Consider the following 19,841-nt stretch of genomic DNA (forward strand, 5'->3'; position numbering starts at 1 on the left):
CCTGTCAGGGAGGGGTTACGAGCAGGTGATCGCCGGGTGGACGGCCGTGACCTGCTGCGGCTCGCCGTCCGGCGTGGTCACCGTCACGGTCACCTCGCCCTCCTCCACCTGCGCCGCCCGGACGGCGAACGACTGGTACGCGCTCGCGCCGGGGGCGACCTGCGGGAACGCCTTCGCCCCGAAGTCCGTCGCGAGCTCGATCGCCGCGGGCTGCTCGCCCGTGTTGACCGCACGGACCGCCACGAACGCCCGCCCGCCCAGGCAGCGAGCCTGTGCGGTCACCTCGACCTGCGGCGCGGGCGCGACACCGGTCGCGTCAGTCGCCACCGCGAAGACGTGGAGGCGCGTGTTGACGGGCAGCGTGAGGCTCGTGAGCACCTTGCCGTCCGGGACGGAGACCGGTGCCGTGGCGTACAGGCCGCAGCCGAAGCGGTCCGTGCCCGTCCCGTTGCCGCGCGCGCCCGGCTTCGCGACGAGGATGTTGTCCGGCTCGGGCGAGCCGGTGCACCAGTCGCTCAGCGCGACCTGGACGGTCTCGCTCGTGCCGTCGGCGAACCCGAGGACGAGGTCGCCGCGCTGCGTGCCGTGGGTCGCGGTCCCGACGAGCGAGAGCGTGCTCGTCCCCCGCTGCGCCTCGGGCACCTCGAGCACCTGGCCGTTCGCCGCGACGTTGTCCGGCTCACCGGCGGGCGGTGCGCCCAGCAGGTACGTCAGGTCCGTGCCCGGCACGGTCAGGTCGAGCCCCTGCACCACGCCGAGGTCGGCGAGCAGGTCGCGCAGCAGGTAGGCGCCCGTCCCGTCGAGGTCGGCGTTCGCGGCACCGGCGTCACCGATGCCGACGTTGTCGAACGCCCCGGCGATCCACGACTCGCCGGACACGACGACCTGGATCTCGCGCACGGCCTCGGTGCCCGCCGCGTCGCGCACGACGAGCCGCACGACGTGGCTGCCCGGCTCGGCGTCGGCGGGGGCCGACAGCGTGACCGTCCCCTCGACCGTCGCCGGGAGCCCGTCGGACATCGCCGACCACTCGGCGAGGTCCGTCGTCGCCGTGACCGCGCCGTCGGAGGTCACCTCGAGCGTGCCGCTCGACGTGCCCTCGCCCTGGGCGACGACCTGGACCGCGACCTCGGTCTGCCCGCCCGGGGCGAGCACCGGCTGACGCGGCGTCGCGCCCACGAACAGGCGCTCCACCGTCCCGTCGGCGGGCACGACGGCGCCCGGGGAGACCTCGGGGGCGGTCGCCCAGGCCGACGGCTCGGACCCGACGGTGACGTCCAGCGTCCCGGCCGAGGTGAGCTCGTCCCCCGTGACCCACGCGCGGTCGAGCGCCTCGCCCCCGAGGGAGACGGACTGCGTGTAGTGCGCGTCCGGCGCGACCCCGTCCGCGGTGAGGTGCAGCGCGTCCCGGCCGAAGACGTCCGGGTCGAGCGTGATCGTCACGTCGTCGAACAGCGGCGTCGTCAGGCCCCACAGGTCCGTGCCCGGCACGATCGGGTAGACGCCGATCGACGACAGGACGTGCCACGCCGACATCGTGCCGAGGTCGTCGTTGCCGGTGACGCCGTCGGGGCCGTCCGTGAAGAGCGTCGCCGCGGCGCGCACGACGTCGGTCGTCTTCCAGGGCTGGCCGGTCCACAGATAGACGTACGGCGCGTGGAGGTTCGGCTCGTTGTTGGGGTTGTAGGTCTCCCAGCCGTAGTAGTCGTAGGTGCCGTTGACCCACACCTCGCTCGCGACGCGCGCCGGGTCCTCGACGAGCTCGTCGTAGGCGAAGAAGGCGTCGAGGCGGTCGATCGCGGCGTCGGTCCCGCCCATGAGGTCGAACAGGCCGGGCACGTCCTGCGGCACGAGCCACTGGTACTGCACGGCCGTGCCCTCGTGGAACCCGTCGGAGTGCGCCGGGTCGGGGTCGCCCACGAAGAACCCGTCGGCGCTGCGCGCGCGGAAGTTCTCCGTGCGCGGGTCGAACACGTTGCGGTAGCTCTGGCCGCGCGCCGCGTAGCGGTCGGCGTCCTCGACGTGGCCGAGGCCGCGGGCCATCGTCGACAGCATGGCGTCCGCGAGGGCGTACTCCATCGTCGCGGACCCGCCGTGCTGCAGGTCGTAGTCGCCCGGCTTGCCCGAGCGTGCCGGCTCGTGCGGGACGAACCCGTCGCGCAGGTACTCGACGTTCGCGGCGCGCCCGTTGAAGGGCGAGTCCTCGGGCGGCACGCCGTCCGCGTTCTGCCTCAGGACCGCGTACGCCTCCTCCTCGTGCCCCGCGAGCAGACCCTGCTGCCACGCGCTGACGAGGAACGGCGTCGCCGGGTCGCCCGTCATGATGTTCGTCTCGACCGTGCCGTAGCCCCACCGCGGGAGCCAGCCGCCCTGCTCCGCCTGGCGCACGAGCGAGAGGGCCATGTCCGCCGACTCCTTCGGCGCCAGCAGGTACAGGAGCTGCTGCTGCGTGCGGTACGTGTCCCACAGCGAGTAGTTCTGGTAGTACGTGCCGGGCTCGCCCTCGACGCCCGCCGTGTGGACCTCCTGGTCCCAGCCGCGGTACCGGCCGTCGACGTCGGACGCCGTGTTCGGCGCGAGGAAGCTGCGGTACAGCGACGAGTAGAACGTGCGCAGGTCGGTCTCGTCGCCCTGGCCGACCTGGACCAGGCCGAGGCGGTCCTCCCAGGCCGAGCGCGCGGCGTCGTGCACGGCGTCGAACGTGCCCGCCTCCGCGACGAGGTTCGCCGCGGCGCCGTCCGCGCCGACGTAGCTCATCGCCGTGACGGCCTCGACGTCGAGGTCGCCACCGGTCGTGTCGAACGTGACGTAGGCGCCGCGGCGCTGCTCGCCGCCGCTCGCAGCGTCCGAGCCCGCGGTGACGGTGTCGCCGTCCCAGGTGCCGTGCGCCGTGAACGGTCGGTCGAACGTCGTGCGGGTCCAGATCGTCTGCGGCTCGGTGTCCTGGCAGAAGCCGCGGACGGTGATCTCGGTCTCGACCGTGCGGTCGTCGACGACGCGCACCTCGGACGACGTGACCCGGTTGAGCGCCTGGCCCGTGTTGAGCAGCACGTTCGCCTGCTCGGTCGCGGGGAACGTGTAGCGCTGCACGCCCGTGCGCTCGCTCGCGGTGAGCTCGGCCTCGATCGTGCCGGCCGCGGACTGCAGGCCGACGCGGTAGTAGCCCGGCGAGGCCTCCTCGTCGTCGTGCGTGTACGGGAGGGCGTAGGACGCGTAGTCGGTCGCCGTCACCGCGCCCGTCGTGGGCAGGACGGGCAGCGGGCCGCCGAGGCCGCACCCGACGCCCGAGAGGTGCACCAGGGAGAAGCCGCGCACCGACGTCCGGTCGTGGTCGTACCCCACGTTGTGCCCGTTGTCGGGCGAGAGCTGGACCATCCCGAACGGGACGGCCGCGCCCGGGTAGGTGTTGCCGTCGTCCTTCGTCCCGATGAACGGGTTGACGAGGTCGACGAGCGGCCCCTCGACCGCGGCGGCAGCGGCGTCGTCGGACTCCGTCGCTGTCGGGGCGGCAGGCGCGGCCACGGCTGCGGCGGCCGGGACGAGGAGGGCGGAGGCGGTGAGCAGCGCGACGGCGGCGCGCGCCGGCACCGGACCGCGCGTCGAGGCAGGGCCTCGACGACTCTGGCGCGTGCGCCTGCGGAGGAAGGTCATCGGTGGTCTCCCGTTCGTCCCACGACCTCGTGGGGATTCGTCGGCTGTCGGCAGCGGCGCCGGACGCCCTACCCTCACATTCTTCAGACAGCGCTGTCAACCGCCGTCGTGCCCGACCTCTGGGAGACTCGACCCGTGACCACCACGACCGGCCGCACCCCCTCCCTGCTCGCGCACGTCCCCGCTCCCACCGGCGCCGCGCCCGACCCGGACGCCCTGTACGAGGGCTTCACGACGTGGGCGACGGAGCAGGGCCTCGACCTGTACCCGCACCAGAGCGAGGCGCTCATCGAGCTCGTGTCGGGGTCGCACGTCATCCTCGCGACGCCCACGGGCTCGGGGAAGTCGCTCGTCGCGATGGGCGCGCAGTTCGCCGCGCTCGCCGCGCACCGCTCGGGCCGCGGCGGTCGCACGTACTACACCGCACCGCTCAAGGCGCTCGTCAGCGAGAAGTTCTTCGCGCTCGTCGCGGCGTTCGGGTCGAAGAACGTCGGCATGATGACGGGCGACTCCGCGGTGAACCCCGACGCCCCGATCATCTGCTGCACCGCCGAGATCCTCGCCAACCTGGCACTGCGCCGCGGCGCGGGGGACGCCGGTGGCCGGCCCGGCGCGGACGACCACGCGATCTCCCAGGTCGTCATGGACGAGTTCCACTTCTACGCCGACCCGCAGCGCGGCTGGGCGTGGCAGGTGCCGCTGCTCGAGCTGACGGGCACCCAGTTCCTCCTCATGTCCGCGACGCTCGGCGACACGTCGCGCTTCGTCGAGGAGATCGAGGAGCGCACCGGGCGGCCGGTCGCCGAGGTCACGACGGCCGAGCGTCCGGTGCCCCTGCACTTCTCCTACGTCGTCGAGCCGCTCACCGAGGTCATCGAGGAGCTCGTGACGACGCGCCGCTCCCCGGTGTACGTCGTGCACTTCACGCAGAAGGACGCGGTCGAGCGGGCGCAGTCGCTGCTGTCGATGAACGTCGCGTCGCGGGCGGAGAAGGACGCGATCGCCGCGGAGCTCGGCGACTTCCGCTTCGGCACGGGCTTCGGCAAGACGCTGAGCAAGTTCCTGCGGCACGGCGTCGGCGTGCACCACGCGGGCATGCTGCCGAAGTACCGCCGCCTCGTCGAGCGCCTCACGCAGTCGGGGCTGCTCAAGGTCGTGTGCGGCACGGACACGCTCGGCGTCGGCATCAACGTGCCCATCCGCACGGTCCTGCTCACGAGCCTCGTGAAGTTCGACGGCGAGCGCATGCGCCACCTCACCGCACGCGAGTTCCACCAGATCGCCGGCCGGGCGGGGCGCGCCGGCTACGACACCGTCGGCGAGGTGCTCGTCATGGCACCCGAGCACGTCGTCGAGAACCGCAAGATGCTCGCCAAGGCCGGCGACGACCCGAAGAAGCTCAAGAAGATCGTCCGCAAGAAGGCGCCGCAGGGGTCGGTGAACTGGACCGACGCGACGTTCGAGCGCCTGCGCGACGCCGACCCCGAGCCGCTGACGAGCCACTTCCGCGTCACGCACGCGATGGTCCTCAACGTCCTGGCGCGCTCGCAGCACGGCGAGGACCCGGTCGCCGCGATGGAGCACCTCCTCCTCGCGAACCACGACTCCGAGTCCCAGCGGCGCGAGCACGTGCGCCAGACGTTCCGCGTCTACCGCTCGCTGCGCGTCGCGGGGATCGTCGAGCGCGTGCGCGTCCCGGACGCCTCGCGACCGGCGGGCTACCGGCCGAGCGTGCGGCTGACGATCGACGTCCCGCGCGAGTTCGCGCTCAACCAGCCGCTCTCCCCCTTCGCGCTCGCGGCGCTCGACCTGCTCGACGTCGCGAGCGCGGGCCACGCGCTCGACGTCGTGTCCGTGATCGAGGCGACGCTCGACGACCCGCGCCAGGTGCTCTACGCGCAGCAGAACGCCGCGAAGGGCGAGGCGGTCGCCGCGATGAAGGCCGAGGGCTACGAGTACGAGGAGCGCATGGCGCTGCTCGAGGAGATCACGTGGCCGAAGCCGCTCGAGGAGCTGCTCGCGCCGGCCTTCGCGATGTACAAGCGGTCGAACCCGTGGGTCGCCGACGCGGAGCTCTCGCCGAAGTCGGTCGTGCGCGACATGGTCGAGCGCGCCATGACGTTCACCGAGTTCGTGTCCGTCTACGGGCTCGAGCGCACCGAGGGCGTCGTGCTGCGCTACCTCGCCGACGCCTACCGGGCGCTGCGCCAGGTGGTGCCCGAGGAGCACCGCACCGAGGACGTGCACGAGATCGTCGAGTGGCTCGGCGAGCTCGTGCGCGGCACCGACTCGTCGCTGCTCGACGAGTGGGAGCGGCTGTCGCGGCCGGTCGACGACGACGCCGACGACCTCGTGGGGGACGGCCCGCTCTCCGGGACGGGTGAGGAGGCCCCGGCCCGGCCCGTCACCGGCAACCCGCGCGCGTTCCGCCGGCTCGTGCGCAACGCGATGTTCCGCCGCGTCGAGCTCGCCGCGCGCGAGGACTACCGGGCGCTCGCCGCGCTCGACGGCGCGAGCGGCTGGGACGCCGACGCGTGGGGCGACGCGCTCGACCCGCTCTTCGACGCGCAGGGCGACGACGCGGTCGGCATCGGCCCGAGCGCCCGCGCGGCCGCGCTGTTCCAGGTCGTCGAGGCGGGTGGCGAGGTCCCCGCGGGCCACGAGGGCCCGACGACGGACCACGCGCCCGGCGGCGTCGTCCCGGCGGGCACGTGGCTCGTGCGACAGGTGCTCGACGACCCGGCGGGCGACCACGACTGGGCGATCACGGCGTCGGTCGACCTCGCGGCGAGCGACGAGGCCGGCACACCCGTGATCACGGTCCTGGCGGTCGGCCCTCTGTAGAGAGGCGCCCGAGCGCTCTCGCTACTCCTGCGCGACGGGCAGCAGCCCGCGTCCACCGAAGACCTGCACGGCCGTCACGTCGGTTCCGCACCGTCGTCACGGCGACGGTCCCGCCGCTCGGGCAGGCGGCGGAACCCGGCGGACTCGTAGGTCGCGACGGCAGCGAGGTTGGAGCTCGGGGTCGCCACGACGGCGCTCGACGCGCCCAGCCCGCGGAGGGCGACCGCCGCTGCCGTCGTCACCGCCCGGCCGTAGCCGTGGCCGCGGTGGTCGCGGTGCACGCCCATCGGCTCGACCAGACCGGGCCGACCGGGGCCGGCCGACCACACCGCCACGACCGCCACCGCCGACCCCGGGGCGTCGTACCCGACGAGGCACCGTGCGTCGGTGAAGGGCAGCCCGGCCGCCATCGCGTGCCAGCGCTCGTCCGTGGACGTCGACCCGTCGAACGAGGCGCGCAGCACCTCGGTCCACTCGGACGCCTCGTCCGGACCCACGTCCTGCACCCGGATCCCCGGGTCCTCCACCGGCGCGGCGAGATCCCGGCGCAGCACCGCCCACGGCTCGTCGGCACGCCATCCGGCGGCGGCCAGGTGCGCGTCGACCAGCGCCCCGACGGGTGCCTCGACGGACGCCGCTCCCTCGCCGAGCACGCCGCGCGCGGGGTGCGCCACGTCCTCGACGAGCCTCTCGGCCAGCGCCACGTCCCCCAGCGCGTCGGGAGCGACCGCCACGCGGACCAGGTCCGGGCCGTCGAGCAGCCCGACGGCAACCACCCGATCGCCCCGGCGCCACGTCCGGACGGCCTCGGCCGTCGCGTCGGCCCCGAACCGCCAGAACCACCCGAGGTCGCCGGGGTGCAGCTGGAACGGCGCGGCGTCGTCCTGCCACGACCGCAGGACGTCGACCACCTCACGGAGGCCGGCGACGTCAGGGGTGCTCGTCACGATCGCCATGGCTCGATCACACACCAGGACGACGTCCGCTCGCGCCCTGTTTTTCCCGAGCCGGCGGACACGGCGTCACGGGTCGCCCGGCCGCCCGGCCGCACCGCCTCGCTCAGCCCAGGTCGAGGCGCATGACCCGGCGCCGCGTCGTCGGGCGCGCGACCTCCTCGAGGCCTGCGGCGCGGAACGCCTGGACGCTGCCGACGGAGTTCTCGCCCCAGGTGACGGGCGCGCCGGACGGCTCGAGGATCGGGTACCCCTCGATCGCTGCTGCACCGTGCTCGCGCGCGAAGCCGACGGCGGCACGCGCGAGGTCGTACGTGAGCCCGAGCCCGCGGAAACCCGCCCGGACCACGAAGCACGCGACCGCCCACACGTCGTCGTCGTCCTTGTCCTGCTCGCTGCCCACCGGGCGGCCCTTCCACGGCACCGGGCTCCCGCGCAGGCGCCGGTACGACGGCCGCGGCCCGACCGCGACCCACCCTGCGGGCTCGCCGTCGAGGTAGGCGACGAGGCCGCTCGTCGCGGGCGCGTCGGGATCACCGCAGCTCGTCTGCTCGTGGAGCAGGCGCGCGCGCTCCTCGGGCGGTGTCCCGTACCAGACCCGGTCGCCGAGCACCTGGCGCTGGCACCAGCACACCGCCGGGTAGCCGCGGTCGCCGAACACGGCGACGAGGTCGTCCCAGCTCGCCTCGTTCGCGGGGCGCACCTCGACGACACCCTGCGGCACGGTCGCTCTGCTCACGAGGTCGACGCTACGCCGCGCGTCCCCCACGGGCCCGGTGGCACCGCGCCTACCGTGGGCCTCATGGACGACGTCGCACCCCCCGGTGCCGACAGCGGCATCCCGCACCCCGGCGAGCCGCACGACCGGGAGAGCACCGGCAGCCGGCTCAACCGCCTGCGCGCCGGGGTGCTCGGGGCGAACGACGGGATCGTGTCGACCGCCGGCGTCGTCGTGGGGGTCGCGGCGACGAGCACGTCGGTCCCGGTCATCGCGACGGCCGGCGGCGCAGCGCTGCTGGCCGGGGCGCTGTCGATGGCCGCGGGCGAGTACGTGTCGGTGAGCACGCAGCGCGACACGGAGAGGGCGCTGCTCGCCACGGAGCGGCGAGAGCTCGCCGAGATGCCCGACCAGGAGCTCGACGAGCTCGCCGGTCTCTACGAGGCAAAGGGGCTCACGCCCGACCTCGCGCGCGAGGTGGCCGTCCAGCTCACGGAGCGCGACGCGCTCGCCGCGCACGCCGACGCCGAGCTGCACCTCGACCCGGACGAGCTGACGAGCCCCTGGGAGGCAGCAGGCGCCTCCGTCGCCTCGTTCACGGTCGGCGGGCTGCTCCCGCTCGCGGCGGTCCTCCTCGCGCCGACGCCGTGGCGCGTCCCGGTGACGTTCGTCGCGGTCGTCCTGGCCCTCGTCCTGACGGGGTGGGGGTCCGCCCGGCTCGGCAGAGCCCCGACCCGTCGCGCCACCGTCCGGACCGTCGTCGGCGGCGCGCTCGCGATGGCCGTCACCTACGGGATCGGCTCGCTCGTCGACGTGAACGTCTAGCGGCACCGCCGTCCTCGCTGCGGCACAATCGGGCCGTGGCCAAGAAGTCGAAGTCGTCCGCGCACGCCGGCACGCCCGCCGTCGCGCTCCTCGAGCGCGAGGGCGTCACGTACACGCTGCACCCGTACGAGCACGACCCGTCGAGCGACCTGTCGTACGGGATGGAGGCCGCGGCTGCGATCGGCGCGGCGCCCGAGCAGGTGTTCAAGACGCTCCTCGCGACGGTCGACGGCGGGCCGCTCGTCGTCGGGATCGTGCCGGTCGACCGGCAGCTCGACCTCAAGGCGCTCGCCCACGCCGCGGGCGGCAAGAAGGCGACGATGGCCGAGCCCGCGGCGGCCGAGCGCGCGACGGGGTACGTCGTGGGCGGGATCTCGCCGCTCGGGCAGAAGCAGCGCCACCGCACCGTGCTCGACGAGAGCGCTCTCGGGTTCGACGTCGTCTACGTCTCGGGCGGGCGGCGCGGCCTCGACGTCGGCCTCTCCCCCGCCGACCTGCTCCGCCTGACGGGCGGCACCACGGCTGCCGTCGCGAGGTAGGGCTTCCGGTCGCGAGGTAGAACGCGGGGTGCTCTACCTCGCGACCGGCCGTTCTACCTCGCGCGGGCGTCAGCGGCCGTAGGCCGCGAACGGGGCGTCGGTCGGCACGATCTCCTTGCCGAGCGGCAGCAGCGAGACCGGGATCATCTTGAGGTTCGCGATGCCCAGCGGGATGCCGATGATCGACACGAACAGCGGGATCGCCGTGAGCACGTGCCCGATCGCGAGCCAGATGCCCGCGACGATCACCCAGATGACGTTGCCGATGGTCGACCACGCCCCGGCCGTGGGCTTGTCCACGACGGTGCGCCCGAACGGCCACAGGGCATATCCGGCGATCCGGAACGAGGCGATGCCGAACGGGATCGTGATGATGAGCACGCAGCAGATGATGCCCGCGGCGACATAGCCCAGGGCGAGCCAGAAGCCGGCGAGCACGAGCCAGATGATGTTGAGCAGGGTCTTCACGGGGCCATCCTCGCGCACGACGCCCCGCGCGGGGATCCGGGAGACCCCTGGTCCCGACCCTGAGCCGAGTGCCGGTCCGGAACGGGGCGGCGTCACGGTCGGGCAACGGACGGGAGCGGCACCAAACCTAGACTGGCCGCATGCCCGACGCCGCCACCTCCTCGTCCCTCGACCTCACCGGGCGCGTCGCGCGGAACGTCGCCGCGGTACGTTCCCGGATCGACGCGGCGGCCCGCGCGGCGGGGCGCGAGCCGTCGGACGTCCGGCTCCTCGTCGCGACGAAGACGCAGCCGGCCGAGGCCGTCCGGGCCGTCGTCGAGGCGGGCGTCGACCTCGTCGGCGAGAACCGCGTCCAGGAGCTCGTGGCCAAGGCACCGGAGGTGGCCGACCTCGTCGCCGCCGGGCGCGTGGAGGTGCACATGATCGGTCACCTGCAGCGCAACAAGGTGAACCAGGTGCTCGCCACGGCCTCGTGCGTCGAGGGCGTGGACTCCCTCGCCCTCGCCGAGGCGCTGTCCGCGCGCTGTGCGCGCGACGACCGCACGCTCGACGTCATGGTCCAGGTGAACGTGTCGGGCGAGGCGTCGAAGTCCGGCGTGCTGCCCGACGACGCCGCACGCCTCGCGCACGACGTCGCGTCCCTCCCCGGGCTGCGGCTCACGGGCCTCATGACGATCGGCGCGAACTCGCCGGACAAGAACGTGGTCCGGGCGGGGTTCGCGCGCCTGCGCGAGGTGCGGGACGCCGTCGTCGGCTCGGGTGCGCCGGGAACCTCGACCGCCCGGGAGCTCTCCATGGGCATGAGCGGCGACCTGGAGGTCGCGATCGCCGAGGGCGCGACGATCGTGCGCGTCGGCACGGCCGTGTTCGGCCCGCGCCCCACCCCGCCGCAGACGGCACGGTAGGACGCGCGGTCGGCCGCAGGACGTCAGCGCGCGGGGAGGGCGCCCAGCCGGGCGAGCGCGTCGCGCACGCCCGCGACGCCGTCGCCCCGTAGCGCATCCCGTGCCGCGTCCACGTCCGCTCCGGCGAGCAGCATGACGAGCGCGACGTGCACCTCGCCGTCGGCGGCGTGCAGCACGTCCTCGCACGCCTCGGGCTCGAGCCCCGTCGCCTGGACGAGCATGCGCACGATGCGCGCGCGCAGCTTCTGGTTCGTCGGCCGCACGTCGATCATGAGGTTCGAGTACGTCTTGCCGAGCCGGATCATCGTCGCCGTCGAGAAGGTGTTGAGCACGAGCTTCTGCGCGGTCGCGGCCTTCATGCGCGTCGAGCCGGTGACGACCTCCGGACCCGTGTCGACGAGGATCGCGACGTCCACGCCGGGCGCGAGCGTCGCGTGCGGGTTGGCCGAGACGAGCACGGTCCGGGCGCCGCGCTCCCGCGCGACGTCGAGGGCTCCCCGGACGTAGGGCGTGCGGCCGCTCGCGGCGAGCCCGACGACGACGTCGTGCGGGCCGACCGCGTCGACGTCGCGCCGGCCGAGCTCGACGTCGTCCTCGGCCCCCTCGACCGCGAGCATCATGGCGCCGACGCCGCCCGCGAGGTGCGCGACGAACCACTCCTCTCCCACGCCGTAGGTCGGCAGCAGCTCGACCGCGTCGAGCACGCCGAGGCGTCCCGACGTCCCGGAGCCCACGTAGTGCACGCGTCCCCCGGCCCGCAGCGCCTCCACCGCGAGGTCGACCGCCTCGGCGATCCGGTCACGCTGCGCGCGCACCGCGTCGGCAACCGTCGCGTCCTCGTCGGTGATGCGGCGCACGACGTCCGCAGTCGGCAGCAGGTCGACGTCCGTGGTGCGCGGGTTGCGCTCCTCGGTCGGCGACGCGAGGCGCAGCAGGTCGTGCCAGTCCTCGGTGGTCGTCGTGGGGTCGGTCATCGGGTGCTTCCCTTCGTCGGTCCCGGTGTCGGGCCCGGATCCCGCGGGACGAGTGCCCGCGGCGAGCTGGTGAGGACCATCCGGCGCACGGGCGTCGTCACGGCGGGCCACGGCAGCGGCCCCGCGGGCGTGAGCGAACCCAGCACGACGGCGCGCCGTGCGCCCGTCGCCCGACGCCGGTGCTCGCCCTGCGCCGTGCCCGGCAGCCCGTGCGCGGACAGGAAGCCGAGCAGGGCGAAGAGGTAGGCCTCCTTGGCGTCGACCGGCAGGCCGAGCGCGTCAGCCGTCACGACCGTGCAGCCCGAGGCGACCCGGGCATCCAGCGCGGCGCGCAGCCGGTCGAGCAGGACGGGGTTGCGCGCGCCGCCACCGGAGACGACGACGCGACGCACGTCGTGGCCGGCGAGCGCGTCGGCGACGCTCACAGCCGTGACCTCGGTGAGCGTCGCGACGATGTCAGGTCCCGTGAGGTCGGGTCGGACCGCGGCGAGACGCCGCTGGACATAGGTCGCGTCGAAGAGCTCGCGCCCCGTCGACTTCGGCGCGGGCGCGGCGAAGTACGGGTCGTCGAGCAGCGCCGCGAGCGCCACGCCGTCGGCCGAGCCCTGCGCGGCGAGCGCGCCGTCGCGGTCGTACGCGAGACGCCCGTCGGTGAGCGCGGCGACGGCGACATCGAGCAGGCAGTTCCCGGGTCCGGTGTCCCAGCCGGTGACGGGGTCGTCGACGCGCCCGACGAGCGTGACGTTCGCGATGCCGCCGAGGTTGAGCGCGGCGGTCAGCCCGGTGCCCTGGTCGGCGGGGTCGCTCCCGAGCCACAGCGCGTCGAGCACGCTGACGAGCGGTGCACCGTGCCCGCCGGCAGCGACGTCCGCGACGCGGAAGTCGCTGATCACGGGACGCTTGACGTGCTCCGCGATCCACGCGGCGCTGCCGAGCTGGAGCGTCCCGCGCGTCCTCGCCCCGACCACCCAGTGGTAGATGGTCTGGCCGTGCGACGCGACGAGGTCCGCGTCCCCGCCGGCGACGTCGTCGATCGCGCGACGCCCCGCGCGCCCGAGCTCCTGGCCGATGAGGGTGTCGAGCTGCGCGACCTCCGCGACGTCGACCGCGGCGGGCGGGAGCGCCTTGAGGATGCGCTCGCGCAACGCTGGGGGCCACGCGTACTCCGTGTGGCCGAGCGGGCGCACGCGCAGCGTGCCGTCGGGACCGAGCGAGAAGTCGGCGGCGGCCGCGTCGATCGCGTCGACCGACGTGCCGGAGGACAGCCCGAGGACGATCACGGGGTCACCTCCGCGCCGGGGCGGTCGAGCGTGCCCGGTGCCGCGTGTCCCGCGAGGAGCCCGACGGCGGCCCGCGCGTTGGCGCGTCCGGTGCCGCACGCGACCACCACCGCGGCAGGCACGGTGCCGCCTTCTCCGGGGCGGCCGAACCACTGCTCGACGGCGCCCGGGAACCCGGTGTGCACGACGACCAGCTCCGGCCGCGCCGCGAGCAGCGCGTCGAGACGCGCTCGCTCCCCCGACCCCGTGACCGGCTCCCTCGTCAGGACGACGAGCGGCCGGTCGGAGGCGGTGACGTCGGCGAGGACGCCCGACCACGTGTCCTCGTCCGCGGGCCGCAGGTGCAGCACGGACCCCGGGGCGAACGCCTCGTCCAGTGCGCGCTGCACGTGCTGGGCGGTGCGTCCTGCGGCGTGGTCGAACCGCAGGCGCAGGTCGACGACGTCGGGCACACCGGTCAGCGGGAGCGTCGGCGGTCCGCCCGTGGCCGGCCGGGCCACGACCCGGACGGCATGAGCGGCGGCGGCCGCCCCCACCGCCTCGAGGTCCGCGAGCGCCGCGAGGGCGGCCTCGGGCGAGCAGACCACGCCGGACGACGCCTGGCGCGCGCGCGTCGCGGCGAGCGCCCGGGCGGTGCGGGCGGCGGAGGTCCGCAGCCGGTCGAGCGTCACGCGGCCCGAGGCGACCGCGCCGACGAGCGCTTCCTGCGCCTGCCGGAACAGCGTCTCGTCGTCACGGCCCACCGTGGTCCCGAGGCAGAGCAGGTCGGCGCCGCCCTCGATCGCGCGGACGGCGACCTCGCCGACGTCGTGCGGTCCGTCGTCGGTCTCTTCCGCCCGGCCGGTGCCGGTGCCGGCACGAGAGCCGGCGTCCGCACCGCCCGCGTAGGCCGCGAGCGCACCCATGTCGAGCGCGTCCGTGACGATCGGCCCGTCGAACCCCAGCGAGCGGGCGAGCTCCGCCACGGCGGGCTCGAGCGTCCCGGGCAGCGCCCCGAGGGCCGGGACCACGACGTGCGCGGTCATGAGCGCGTCGAGCCGCTCCTCGGGCGCGACCGCGGCTCCGACGGTCGCCGCGAACGGCGGCAGGTCGCGGGCGCGGAGCTCGTCGAGGCTCGCGTCGACGACCGGGAGGGACAGGTGCGAGTCGACGTTCGTCGCGCCGTGCCCCGGGAAGTGCTTGCCGCACGCCCCCGCTCCGCCCGCGTGCAGCCCGCGGACGAAGGCTGCCCCGTGCCGCGCGACGAGCGTGGGGTCCGCACCGAACGAGCGCACGCCGATGACGGGGTTGTCGGGGTCGGAGTTCACGTCGACGTCGGGCGCGAGGTCCAGGTCGATGCCGGTCGCGGTGAGCAGGCGCCCGAGCGCACGCCCGACCGTCTCGGTCAGCGCGACGTCGTCGACCACGCCGAGCGCCGCGTTGCCGGGGATCCCGGAGCCCGTCGCGGCCTCGAGCCGCGACACGTCGCCGCCCTCCTCGTCGACGGCGATCAGCAGGTCCGGCGCGACCTCGCGGAGGCGCGCCGAGAGCCTGGCGGTCGTCGCGACGTCGGGCGTGTTGTGGCCGAAGTAGAGCACGCCCGCCAGGCCGTGCCCGGCGGCGTCGACGAGCCACGCGGGCGGCTCCTGGGTGCCGGTGAAGCCCGGGAGGAGGACGCCGTTCACGGCCCGGACGACCTCGTCCGCGGTCGGGGCGCTCATCCCTTCACCGAGCCCGCGGTGAGGCCCGAGGACAGGTTGCGCTGGACGAGCACGAAGAAGATCAGGACGGGCAGGGTGATGATCGTCGACGCGGCCATGACCGCTCCCCAGTCCGTGGTGTTCTCGCCGAAGAACTTCTGCAGGCCGATCGGCACCGTGTACTTGCTCGACTGCTGCAGGAAGGTCAGCGCGAAGATGAACTCGTTCCACGCGGTGATGAAGGAGAAGACGCTCGTCGCGACGACGCCGGGCGCGACGAGCGGGACGAGGATCTTCCAGAACATCCGGCCCCACGACGCGCCGTCGAGGTAGGCGGCCTCCTCGAGCTCGACCGGCACGGCCGCGACGAACCCGCGCAGCGTCCAGATCGCGAACGGCAGGGCGAACGCCAGGTAGACGACCGTCAGCCCGAGCAGCGAGTTGAGCATGTTGAGGGTGCGCATCTGGAGGAACAGCGGGATGACCAGCGCCTCGAGCGGCACCATCTGCACCATGAGGATCAGGACGAGCATCGACCGGCGGAACCGGAAGCGGAAGCGGCTCACGGCGACGGCCGCGAGCAGCGCGATGATCGACGACGCGAGCACCGTGCCGACCGCGACGAGCACGGAGTTGCGCAGGTACTGACCGAAGCCGCCGTCGTCGATCACCGTGAGGAAGTTGTCCCACGTGACGCCGGCCGGCAGGAGCCGGGCGCCGCGCGTCGCGGCCTCGGGGTCGATCGCCGAGGAGAACATCCAGTACGCGGGGAACAGCGAGAACAGCAGCAGCGCGACCATGCCGGCGGTCTTCGCGCCGGCGGCGCCGGGGCGGCGGCGGTGCGCGCGCAGGACCTGCGGGGTCCTCCCGCCCGGGCCGTCGGTGCTACCGGCGCCGTGGGGGGCCGTGCCACGGTCGAGGGTCGGGGCGCTCACAGCTCCTCCTCCTTGAACAGGGTGCGCATGTACACGAGCGTGATGCCGAGCAGGATGAGCGTGAGGAGCACGGCGATCGCCGAGCCCATGCCGTACTTGCCCTGCGCGAACGACTCGATGTACGACCACACGCCGAGGTTGAACACGTCCTTGTTGCCGCCGTTGCCGCCGGGCATGAGGTAGATCTGCGTGAAGACCTTGAAGTCCCAGATGGTCGACAGGATCGTCACGACGGCGAACACCGGGCGCAGGATCGGCGCGGTGATGGACCAGAAGCGGCGCCACGCCGAGGCACCGTCGACCTTGGCGGCCTCGTGCAGCTCGTGCGGGATGGTCATGAGACCGGCGAGCACGGTGATCGCGACGAACGGGAAGCCGTGGTGCACGACGTTGAGCGTCGCGATCGCGTAGAACGACAGGCGCTCGGTGAACCAGTTGACCGTGCCGGGCTCGATCGCCCCGACGCCCTCCAGGACCGACGCGACGAGTCCGTTGAGCGGGTCGAAGATCCAGATCCACACGTACGTGCCGGTGATCGCGGGCACGGCCCATGCGACCATGATCGCCGTCGCGCCGACACCCCTCCACACCGGCCCGAGCGTGTTGAGGAACAGCGCGACCGCCGTGCCGAGGACCACGGTGAGCACGACGCACGCGAGCGCGAAGAGCACGGTGTTCGGCAGGACGACGGTCCACAGATAGCTGTCGCCGAGGATGTCGGCGTAGTTCTGCAGGCCGATCCAGTTGGACTCGCCGCTCGCGATCTGGCGCAGCCCGTAGTCCTGGAGCGAGAGCAGGACGACGCGCACGAGCGGCCACAGGAGCAGCACGCCGAGCACGACCAGCGCCGGGCCGAGCAGCAGCCAGGGTCGCAGGGCGGACCGGTGCCCGAGTCCGGGTCGGCGCCGCGGCGGGCGGGTGGGGGTGGTGGCCGACGGCGCCGGTGCGCCCGGTCCTGCCGGGTCCACCGAGGCGCCGGGAGCGGCTCTCAGGTCTGCCATGGTCGTCCTTGCGTGTCGTCCGGGCGCGTCAGCCGTGCGGAGGGGTTCGGGCGGGGCGTCGAGCGCCGGGCCGCGGGATCGCCGCGGCCCGGCGTCGGTCGCGTCCGGTCAGGAACCGAACGTCTCGTCCATGTCGGCGGCCGCGGTGTCGGCTGCCTCCTGGACGCTCGCGCTGCCCGAGAGGATCGACTGCAGCATGGTCTCGAGCGTCTTCTTGCCCTGGATCTGGCCGTACAGCGGCGTCACCGGCACGGAACGGCCGGCCTCGACCATCTGCTCGGCGAAGGGCGCCACCAGCGGGTCGTCCTCGGCGATGACGTTCTCGAGCAGCGACGTCTGGCCCGGGAAGTAGCCGGACTGCTGTCCCCACTCCTCGGCGAAGTCGCCCGTCGACATCATCTCGACGAACTCCCAGGCGAGGTCCTGCTTGTCGCTCTCCGCGAAGACGCCGAGGTGCGAGCCGCCGAGGAAGGAGTCGGACAGGCCCTCGGTCTGACCGGGGATCGGGAAGGCACCGATCTTGCCCTCCATCTCGGGGACGTCGGCCAGGATCTTGCCCGGGGTCCACGAGCCGGAGATCATCATGCCGACCTGACCCTGCTCGAACGCGGCGAGGAGGTCGGTCTCCTTCCACGTCGTGGCGGCGGCGGTCGAGAAGTCGTGCTCCGTCGCGAGGCCCGTGTAGAACTCGAGGCCCTCGACCGACGCGGGAGAGCTGATCTCCGACGTCCAGGTGTCGCCGTCCTGCGTCGCGAGGTCGCCGCCCGCGCCCCAGACGAACGGCATCGCGCCGTACTGGCTGTCGCCCGCGACGGGGAACGGGATGATCTCGGGGTTCGCGGCCTTCAGCGCGTCGGCCGCCTCGACGAGCCCGTCCCACGAGGTCGGCGGCTCGATGCCCGCGGCCTCGAACAGGTCCGTGCGGTAGACGATCGACCGGACGCCCGCGTACCACGGCATCCCGTAGATGCCGCCGTCGAGCGTCGCCGACTCGAGCAGGCCCGGCACGAGGTCGTCCTCGAGGCCGGCCTCGGAGATCCGGTCGGTGAGGTCCGCGAGGGCGCCGACCTCGGCGAACTCGCCGGTCCACGTGGTGCCGACCTCGGCGACGTCGGGCGTGGTGCCGCCCGCGATGGAGGTCGTGAACTTGTCGTGGGCGCTGGCCCACGGCTGGAACTCGATCTGGAGGTCGGCGCCCGTCTCTTCCTTGAAAGCGGTCGTCACCTCGTCGAAGAACGCGTCGGCGTCGGGGTTGGTGCCCTCCATGATCCAGACGGTGAGGGTCTCGCCCGTGAAGTCGCCGGAGCCGGAGTCCGCGGAGCCGTCCGCGTCACCGCCGCCGTCCGACCCGCCGCACGCGGACAGCCCGAGTGCGAGGAGGAGGGTGCCCGTGACGGCCACCGTGCTGCGTCGCTGCATGCCGTGACACTTCCTTTCTGGTCGGCCGCTGGGGAGACGGCCGGGTCGTGTGCTCCTGATGTGCCGCGCGCTGCCGAGGCGGCTCGTGCGGCGTGAAACTTACTTCCATCAGTGAGCGTATGCGTGAAGATTACTGCCAGCACGCGACGAACGGAAGCCGGGCGCACAGATGTTGCACGTTCTTAACAATCCCCGGCACGTGCGGTCCGCCCGTGCCCGCGAGGTAGCACCGCGGTCGGCGAAGTAGTACCGCAGCCCGCGAAGTAGTACCGCGGTCCCGCGAGGTAGTACCGCAGTCCGGTGACGTAGTACCGAGGTTCCACGCGCGGAACCTCGGTGCGCGTCACGGCACGCGCGCGGTCCACTCCGGCGTCGAGAACTTGGTCCGGGCCAGGTCCTCGGCCAGCGCGCGCTCCTCGGGCGTGACCTTGCCCTCGACCGTGCTGTACCGGGAGCGGAAGTGCGCCTTGAACGCCTCGATGACGTCCTCGCGCGCCATGCCCGTCTGCGAGCGCACGGGGTCGACCCGCTTGTTCGCGCTCTTCGTGCCCTTGTCCGACAGTTTCTCGCGCCCGATGCGGAGCACCTCGGTCATCTTGTCGGCGTCGATGTCGTACGCCATCGTCACGTGGTGGAGCACCGCTCCCCCGCGCAGGCGCTTCTGCGCCGCTCCCGCGATCTTGCCCGCCGGCGACGCGATGTCGTTGAGTGGCTTGTACGTCGCATCCACGCCGACGTCGGCGAGCGCCCCGAGCACCCAGTCGTCGAGGAACGCGTACGACCGCTCGAAGCTCAGCCCTTCGACGAGCGACGCCGGGACGTAGAGCGAGTACGTAATCGTGTTGCCGGGCTCGACGAACATCGCACCACCGCCGGAGATGCGGCGCACCACGGTGACGCCGTGCCGCTCGGCGCCCTCGGCGTCGACCTCGTTGCGCAGCGACTGGAACGACCCGATGATCACGGCGGGTGACGCCCACTCCCAGATCCGCAGGGTCGGGCCGCGCCGACCGGCGTCCAGCTCCTCGGTGAGCACCTGGTCGAGCGCGAGGTGCATCGCCGGGCTCTCGGGCCCCTCGTGGATCACCTCGAACTCGTGGTCGTGCCAACCCGTCGCGTGACCCAGCGCGCGACGGACCGCGATCGCGACGGCCTCGGGCGAGAACCCGATCATCGTCACGTCGTCGCCGATCGCGCCCTGGACCGCGTTCGCGAGCTGCGACACGGTCGCCGACTCCGGCATCCCGGTCAGCGCACCGTCGATGTCCTCGAGCGCGTCGTCGGGCTCGAGGAAGAAGTCGCCGCTCACCGCGACACGGGCGAGCCGCCCCTCCTCCACCTCGACGTCGACCGCCACGAGCTTGCCACCGGGGACCTTGTACTCACCACGCACCCGCCCAGCCTAAGCCCGACACCCGAGTCCCGGGCCGCGGGCCGGAGCGGGCGGGCCGGAGCGGGCGGGCCGGAGCGGGCGGGCCGGAGCGGGCGGGCCGGAGCGGGCGGGCCGGAGCGGGCGGGCCGGAGCGGGCGGGCCGGAGCGGGCGGGCCGGAGCGGGCGGGGTCGCGGGTCGTGGCGGGTCTGGCGGGAGGCCGCGAGGAACGAGCGGCCGGATGGTAGACCCGCGACCCCGCCCGCGGAGGCCCGCCCGC

The 19,841-nt window shown here is 73.7% G+C and carries 15 protein-coding genes; 4 read left to right on the forward strand and 11 right to left on the reverse strand.

The genetic code is table 11. The annotated features are described in order from the left end of the window. Positions 1–15: 15 nt before the first annotated feature. Positions 16–3,651 carry a GH92 family glycosyl hydrolase gene (locus tag NFS20_RS10775; protein ID WP_251151760.1) on the reverse strand — a complete coding sequence of 1,212 codons (3,636 nt, stop codon included), beginning with the start codon at positions 3,649–3,651 and terminating at the stop codon, positions 16–18. A gap of 135 nt (positions 3,652–3,786) precedes the next feature. On the opposite strand from NFS20_RS10775, the gene NFS20_RS10780 reads away from it, so the two are divergent. Continuing rightward, complete coding sequence (locus NFS20_RS10780) at positions 3,787–6,495, forward strand: DEAD/DEAH box helicase (protein WP_251151761.1); 2,709 nt, start codon at positions 3,787–3,789, stop codon at positions 6,493–6,495. Between the two features lie 74 nt (positions 6,496–6,569). Here the strand turns inward: NFS20_RS10780 and NFS20_RS10785 are convergent, their stop codons facing one another. Continuing rightward, the gene (locus tag NFS20_RS10785; RefSeq protein WP_251151762.1) at positions 6,570–7,451 is read right to left on the reverse strand and encodes a GNAT family N-acetyltransferase; all 882 of its coding nucleotides are present in this window, start codon (positions 7,449–7,451) and stop codon (positions 6,570–6,572) included. Between the two features lie 103 nt (positions 7,452–7,554). Continuing rightward, the gene (locus NFS20_RS10790) at positions 7,555–8,187 is read right to left on the reverse strand and encodes a GNAT family N-acetyltransferase (RefSeq protein ID WP_251151763.1); all 633 of its coding nucleotides are present in this window, start codon (positions 8,185–8,187) and stop codon (positions 7,555–7,557) included. Positions 8,188–8,250: 63 nt separating this feature from the next. On the opposite strand from NFS20_RS10790, the gene NFS20_RS10795 reads away from it, so the two are divergent. Then, positions 8,251–8,991, forward strand: a complete 741-nt coding sequence (locus NFS20_RS10795) for a VIT1/CCC1 transporter family protein (protein ID WP_251151764.1) — start codon at positions 8,251–8,253, stop codon at positions 8,989–8,991. Between the two features lie 35 nt (positions 8,992–9,026). Beyond that, positions 9,027–9,530: a Cys-tRNA(Pro) deacylase gene (gene ybaK / locus NFS20_RS10800; RefSeq protein WP_251151765.1), complete on the forward strand. Its 504-nt coding sequence runs from the start codon at positions 9,027–9,029 to the stop codon at positions 9,528–9,530. Positions 9,531–9,599: 69 nt separating this feature from the next. On the opposite strand, the gene NFS20_RS10805 is transcribed toward ybaK, so the two are convergent. Beyond that, the gene (locus NFS20_RS10805; RefSeq protein ID WP_251151766.1) at positions 9,600–9,998 is read right to left on the reverse strand and encodes a YccF domain-containing protein; all 399 of its coding nucleotides are present in this window, start codon (positions 9,996–9,998) and stop codon (positions 9,600–9,602) included. A 140-nt stretch (positions 9,999–10,138) separates the two neighbouring features. Between NFS20_RS10805 and NFS20_RS10810 the strand changes: the two genes are divergently transcribed. Beyond that, positions 10,139–10,903, forward strand: coding sequence for a YggS family pyridoxal phosphate-dependent enzyme (locus NFS20_RS10810; protein WP_251151767.1), 765 nt, complete (start codon positions 10,139–10,141; stop codon positions 10,901–10,903). 23 nt (positions 10,904–10,926) lie between these two features. On the opposite strand, the gene murQ is transcribed toward NFS20_RS10810, so the two are convergent. The 7 genes from murQ to lplAB all read right to left on the reverse strand — a co-directional run bounded on the left by murQ (position 10,927) and on the right by lplAB (position 19,584). Beyond that, positions 10,927–11,877 (reverse strand): N-acetylmuramic acid 6-phosphate etherase, encoded by a 951-nt coding sequence (murQ, locus tag NFS20_RS10815; RefSeq protein WP_251151768.1) that lies wholly within the window; start codon positions 11,875–11,877, stop codon positions 10,927–10,929. After that, complete coding sequence (locus tag NFS20_RS10820) at positions 11,874–13,157, reverse strand: anhydro-N-acetylmuramic acid kinase (protein ID WP_251151769.1); 1,284 nt, start codon at positions 13,155–13,157, stop codon at positions 11,874–11,876. The genes murQ and NFS20_RS10820 overlap by 4 nt, the downstream gene beginning before the upstream one ends. Next, positions 13,154–14,857, reverse strand: coding sequence for a glycoside hydrolase family 3 N-terminal domain-containing protein (locus NFS20_RS10825; RefSeq protein WP_251151770.1), 1,704 nt, complete (start codon positions 14,855–14,857; stop codon positions 13,154–13,156). The genes NFS20_RS10820 and NFS20_RS10825 overlap by 4 nt, the downstream gene beginning before the upstream one ends. Further along, on the reverse strand, positions 14,854–15,636 hold the full coding sequence (locus NFS20_RS10830; RefSeq protein WP_251151891.1) for a carbohydrate ABC transporter permease: 783 nt from the start codon (positions 15,634–15,636) through the stop codon (positions 14,854–14,856). The genes NFS20_RS10825 and NFS20_RS10830 overlap by 4 nt, the downstream gene beginning before the upstream one ends. A 131-nt stretch (positions 15,637–15,767) precedes the next feature. Beyond that, complete coding sequence (locus NFS20_RS10835) at positions 15,768–16,772, reverse strand: carbohydrate ABC transporter permease (protein ID WP_251151771.1); 1,005 nt, start codon at positions 16,770–16,772, stop codon at positions 15,768–15,770. Between the two features lie 108 nt (positions 16,773–16,880). After that, positions 16,881–18,191, reverse strand: a complete 1,311-nt coding sequence (locus NFS20_RS10840; RefSeq protein WP_251151772.1) for a sugar ABC transporter substrate-binding protein — start codon at positions 18,189–18,191, stop codon at positions 16,881–16,883. A 343-nt stretch (positions 18,192–18,534) separates the two neighbouring features. Continuing rightward, a complete protein-coding gene (gene lplAB, locus NFS20_RS10845; RefSeq protein WP_251151773.1) occupies positions 18,535–19,584 on the reverse strand; it encodes a lipoate-protein ligase LplAB in 1,050 nt (349 codons plus the stop codon). Positions 19,585–19,841 lie beyond the last annotated feature (257 nt).

It is taken from the genome of Cellulosimicrobium sp. Marseille-Q4280, assembly GCF_943181405.1.
In the GTDB taxonomy this organism is placed as follows: Bacteria; Actinomycetota; Actinomycetes; order Actinomycetales; family Cellulomonadaceae; genus Cellulosimicrobium.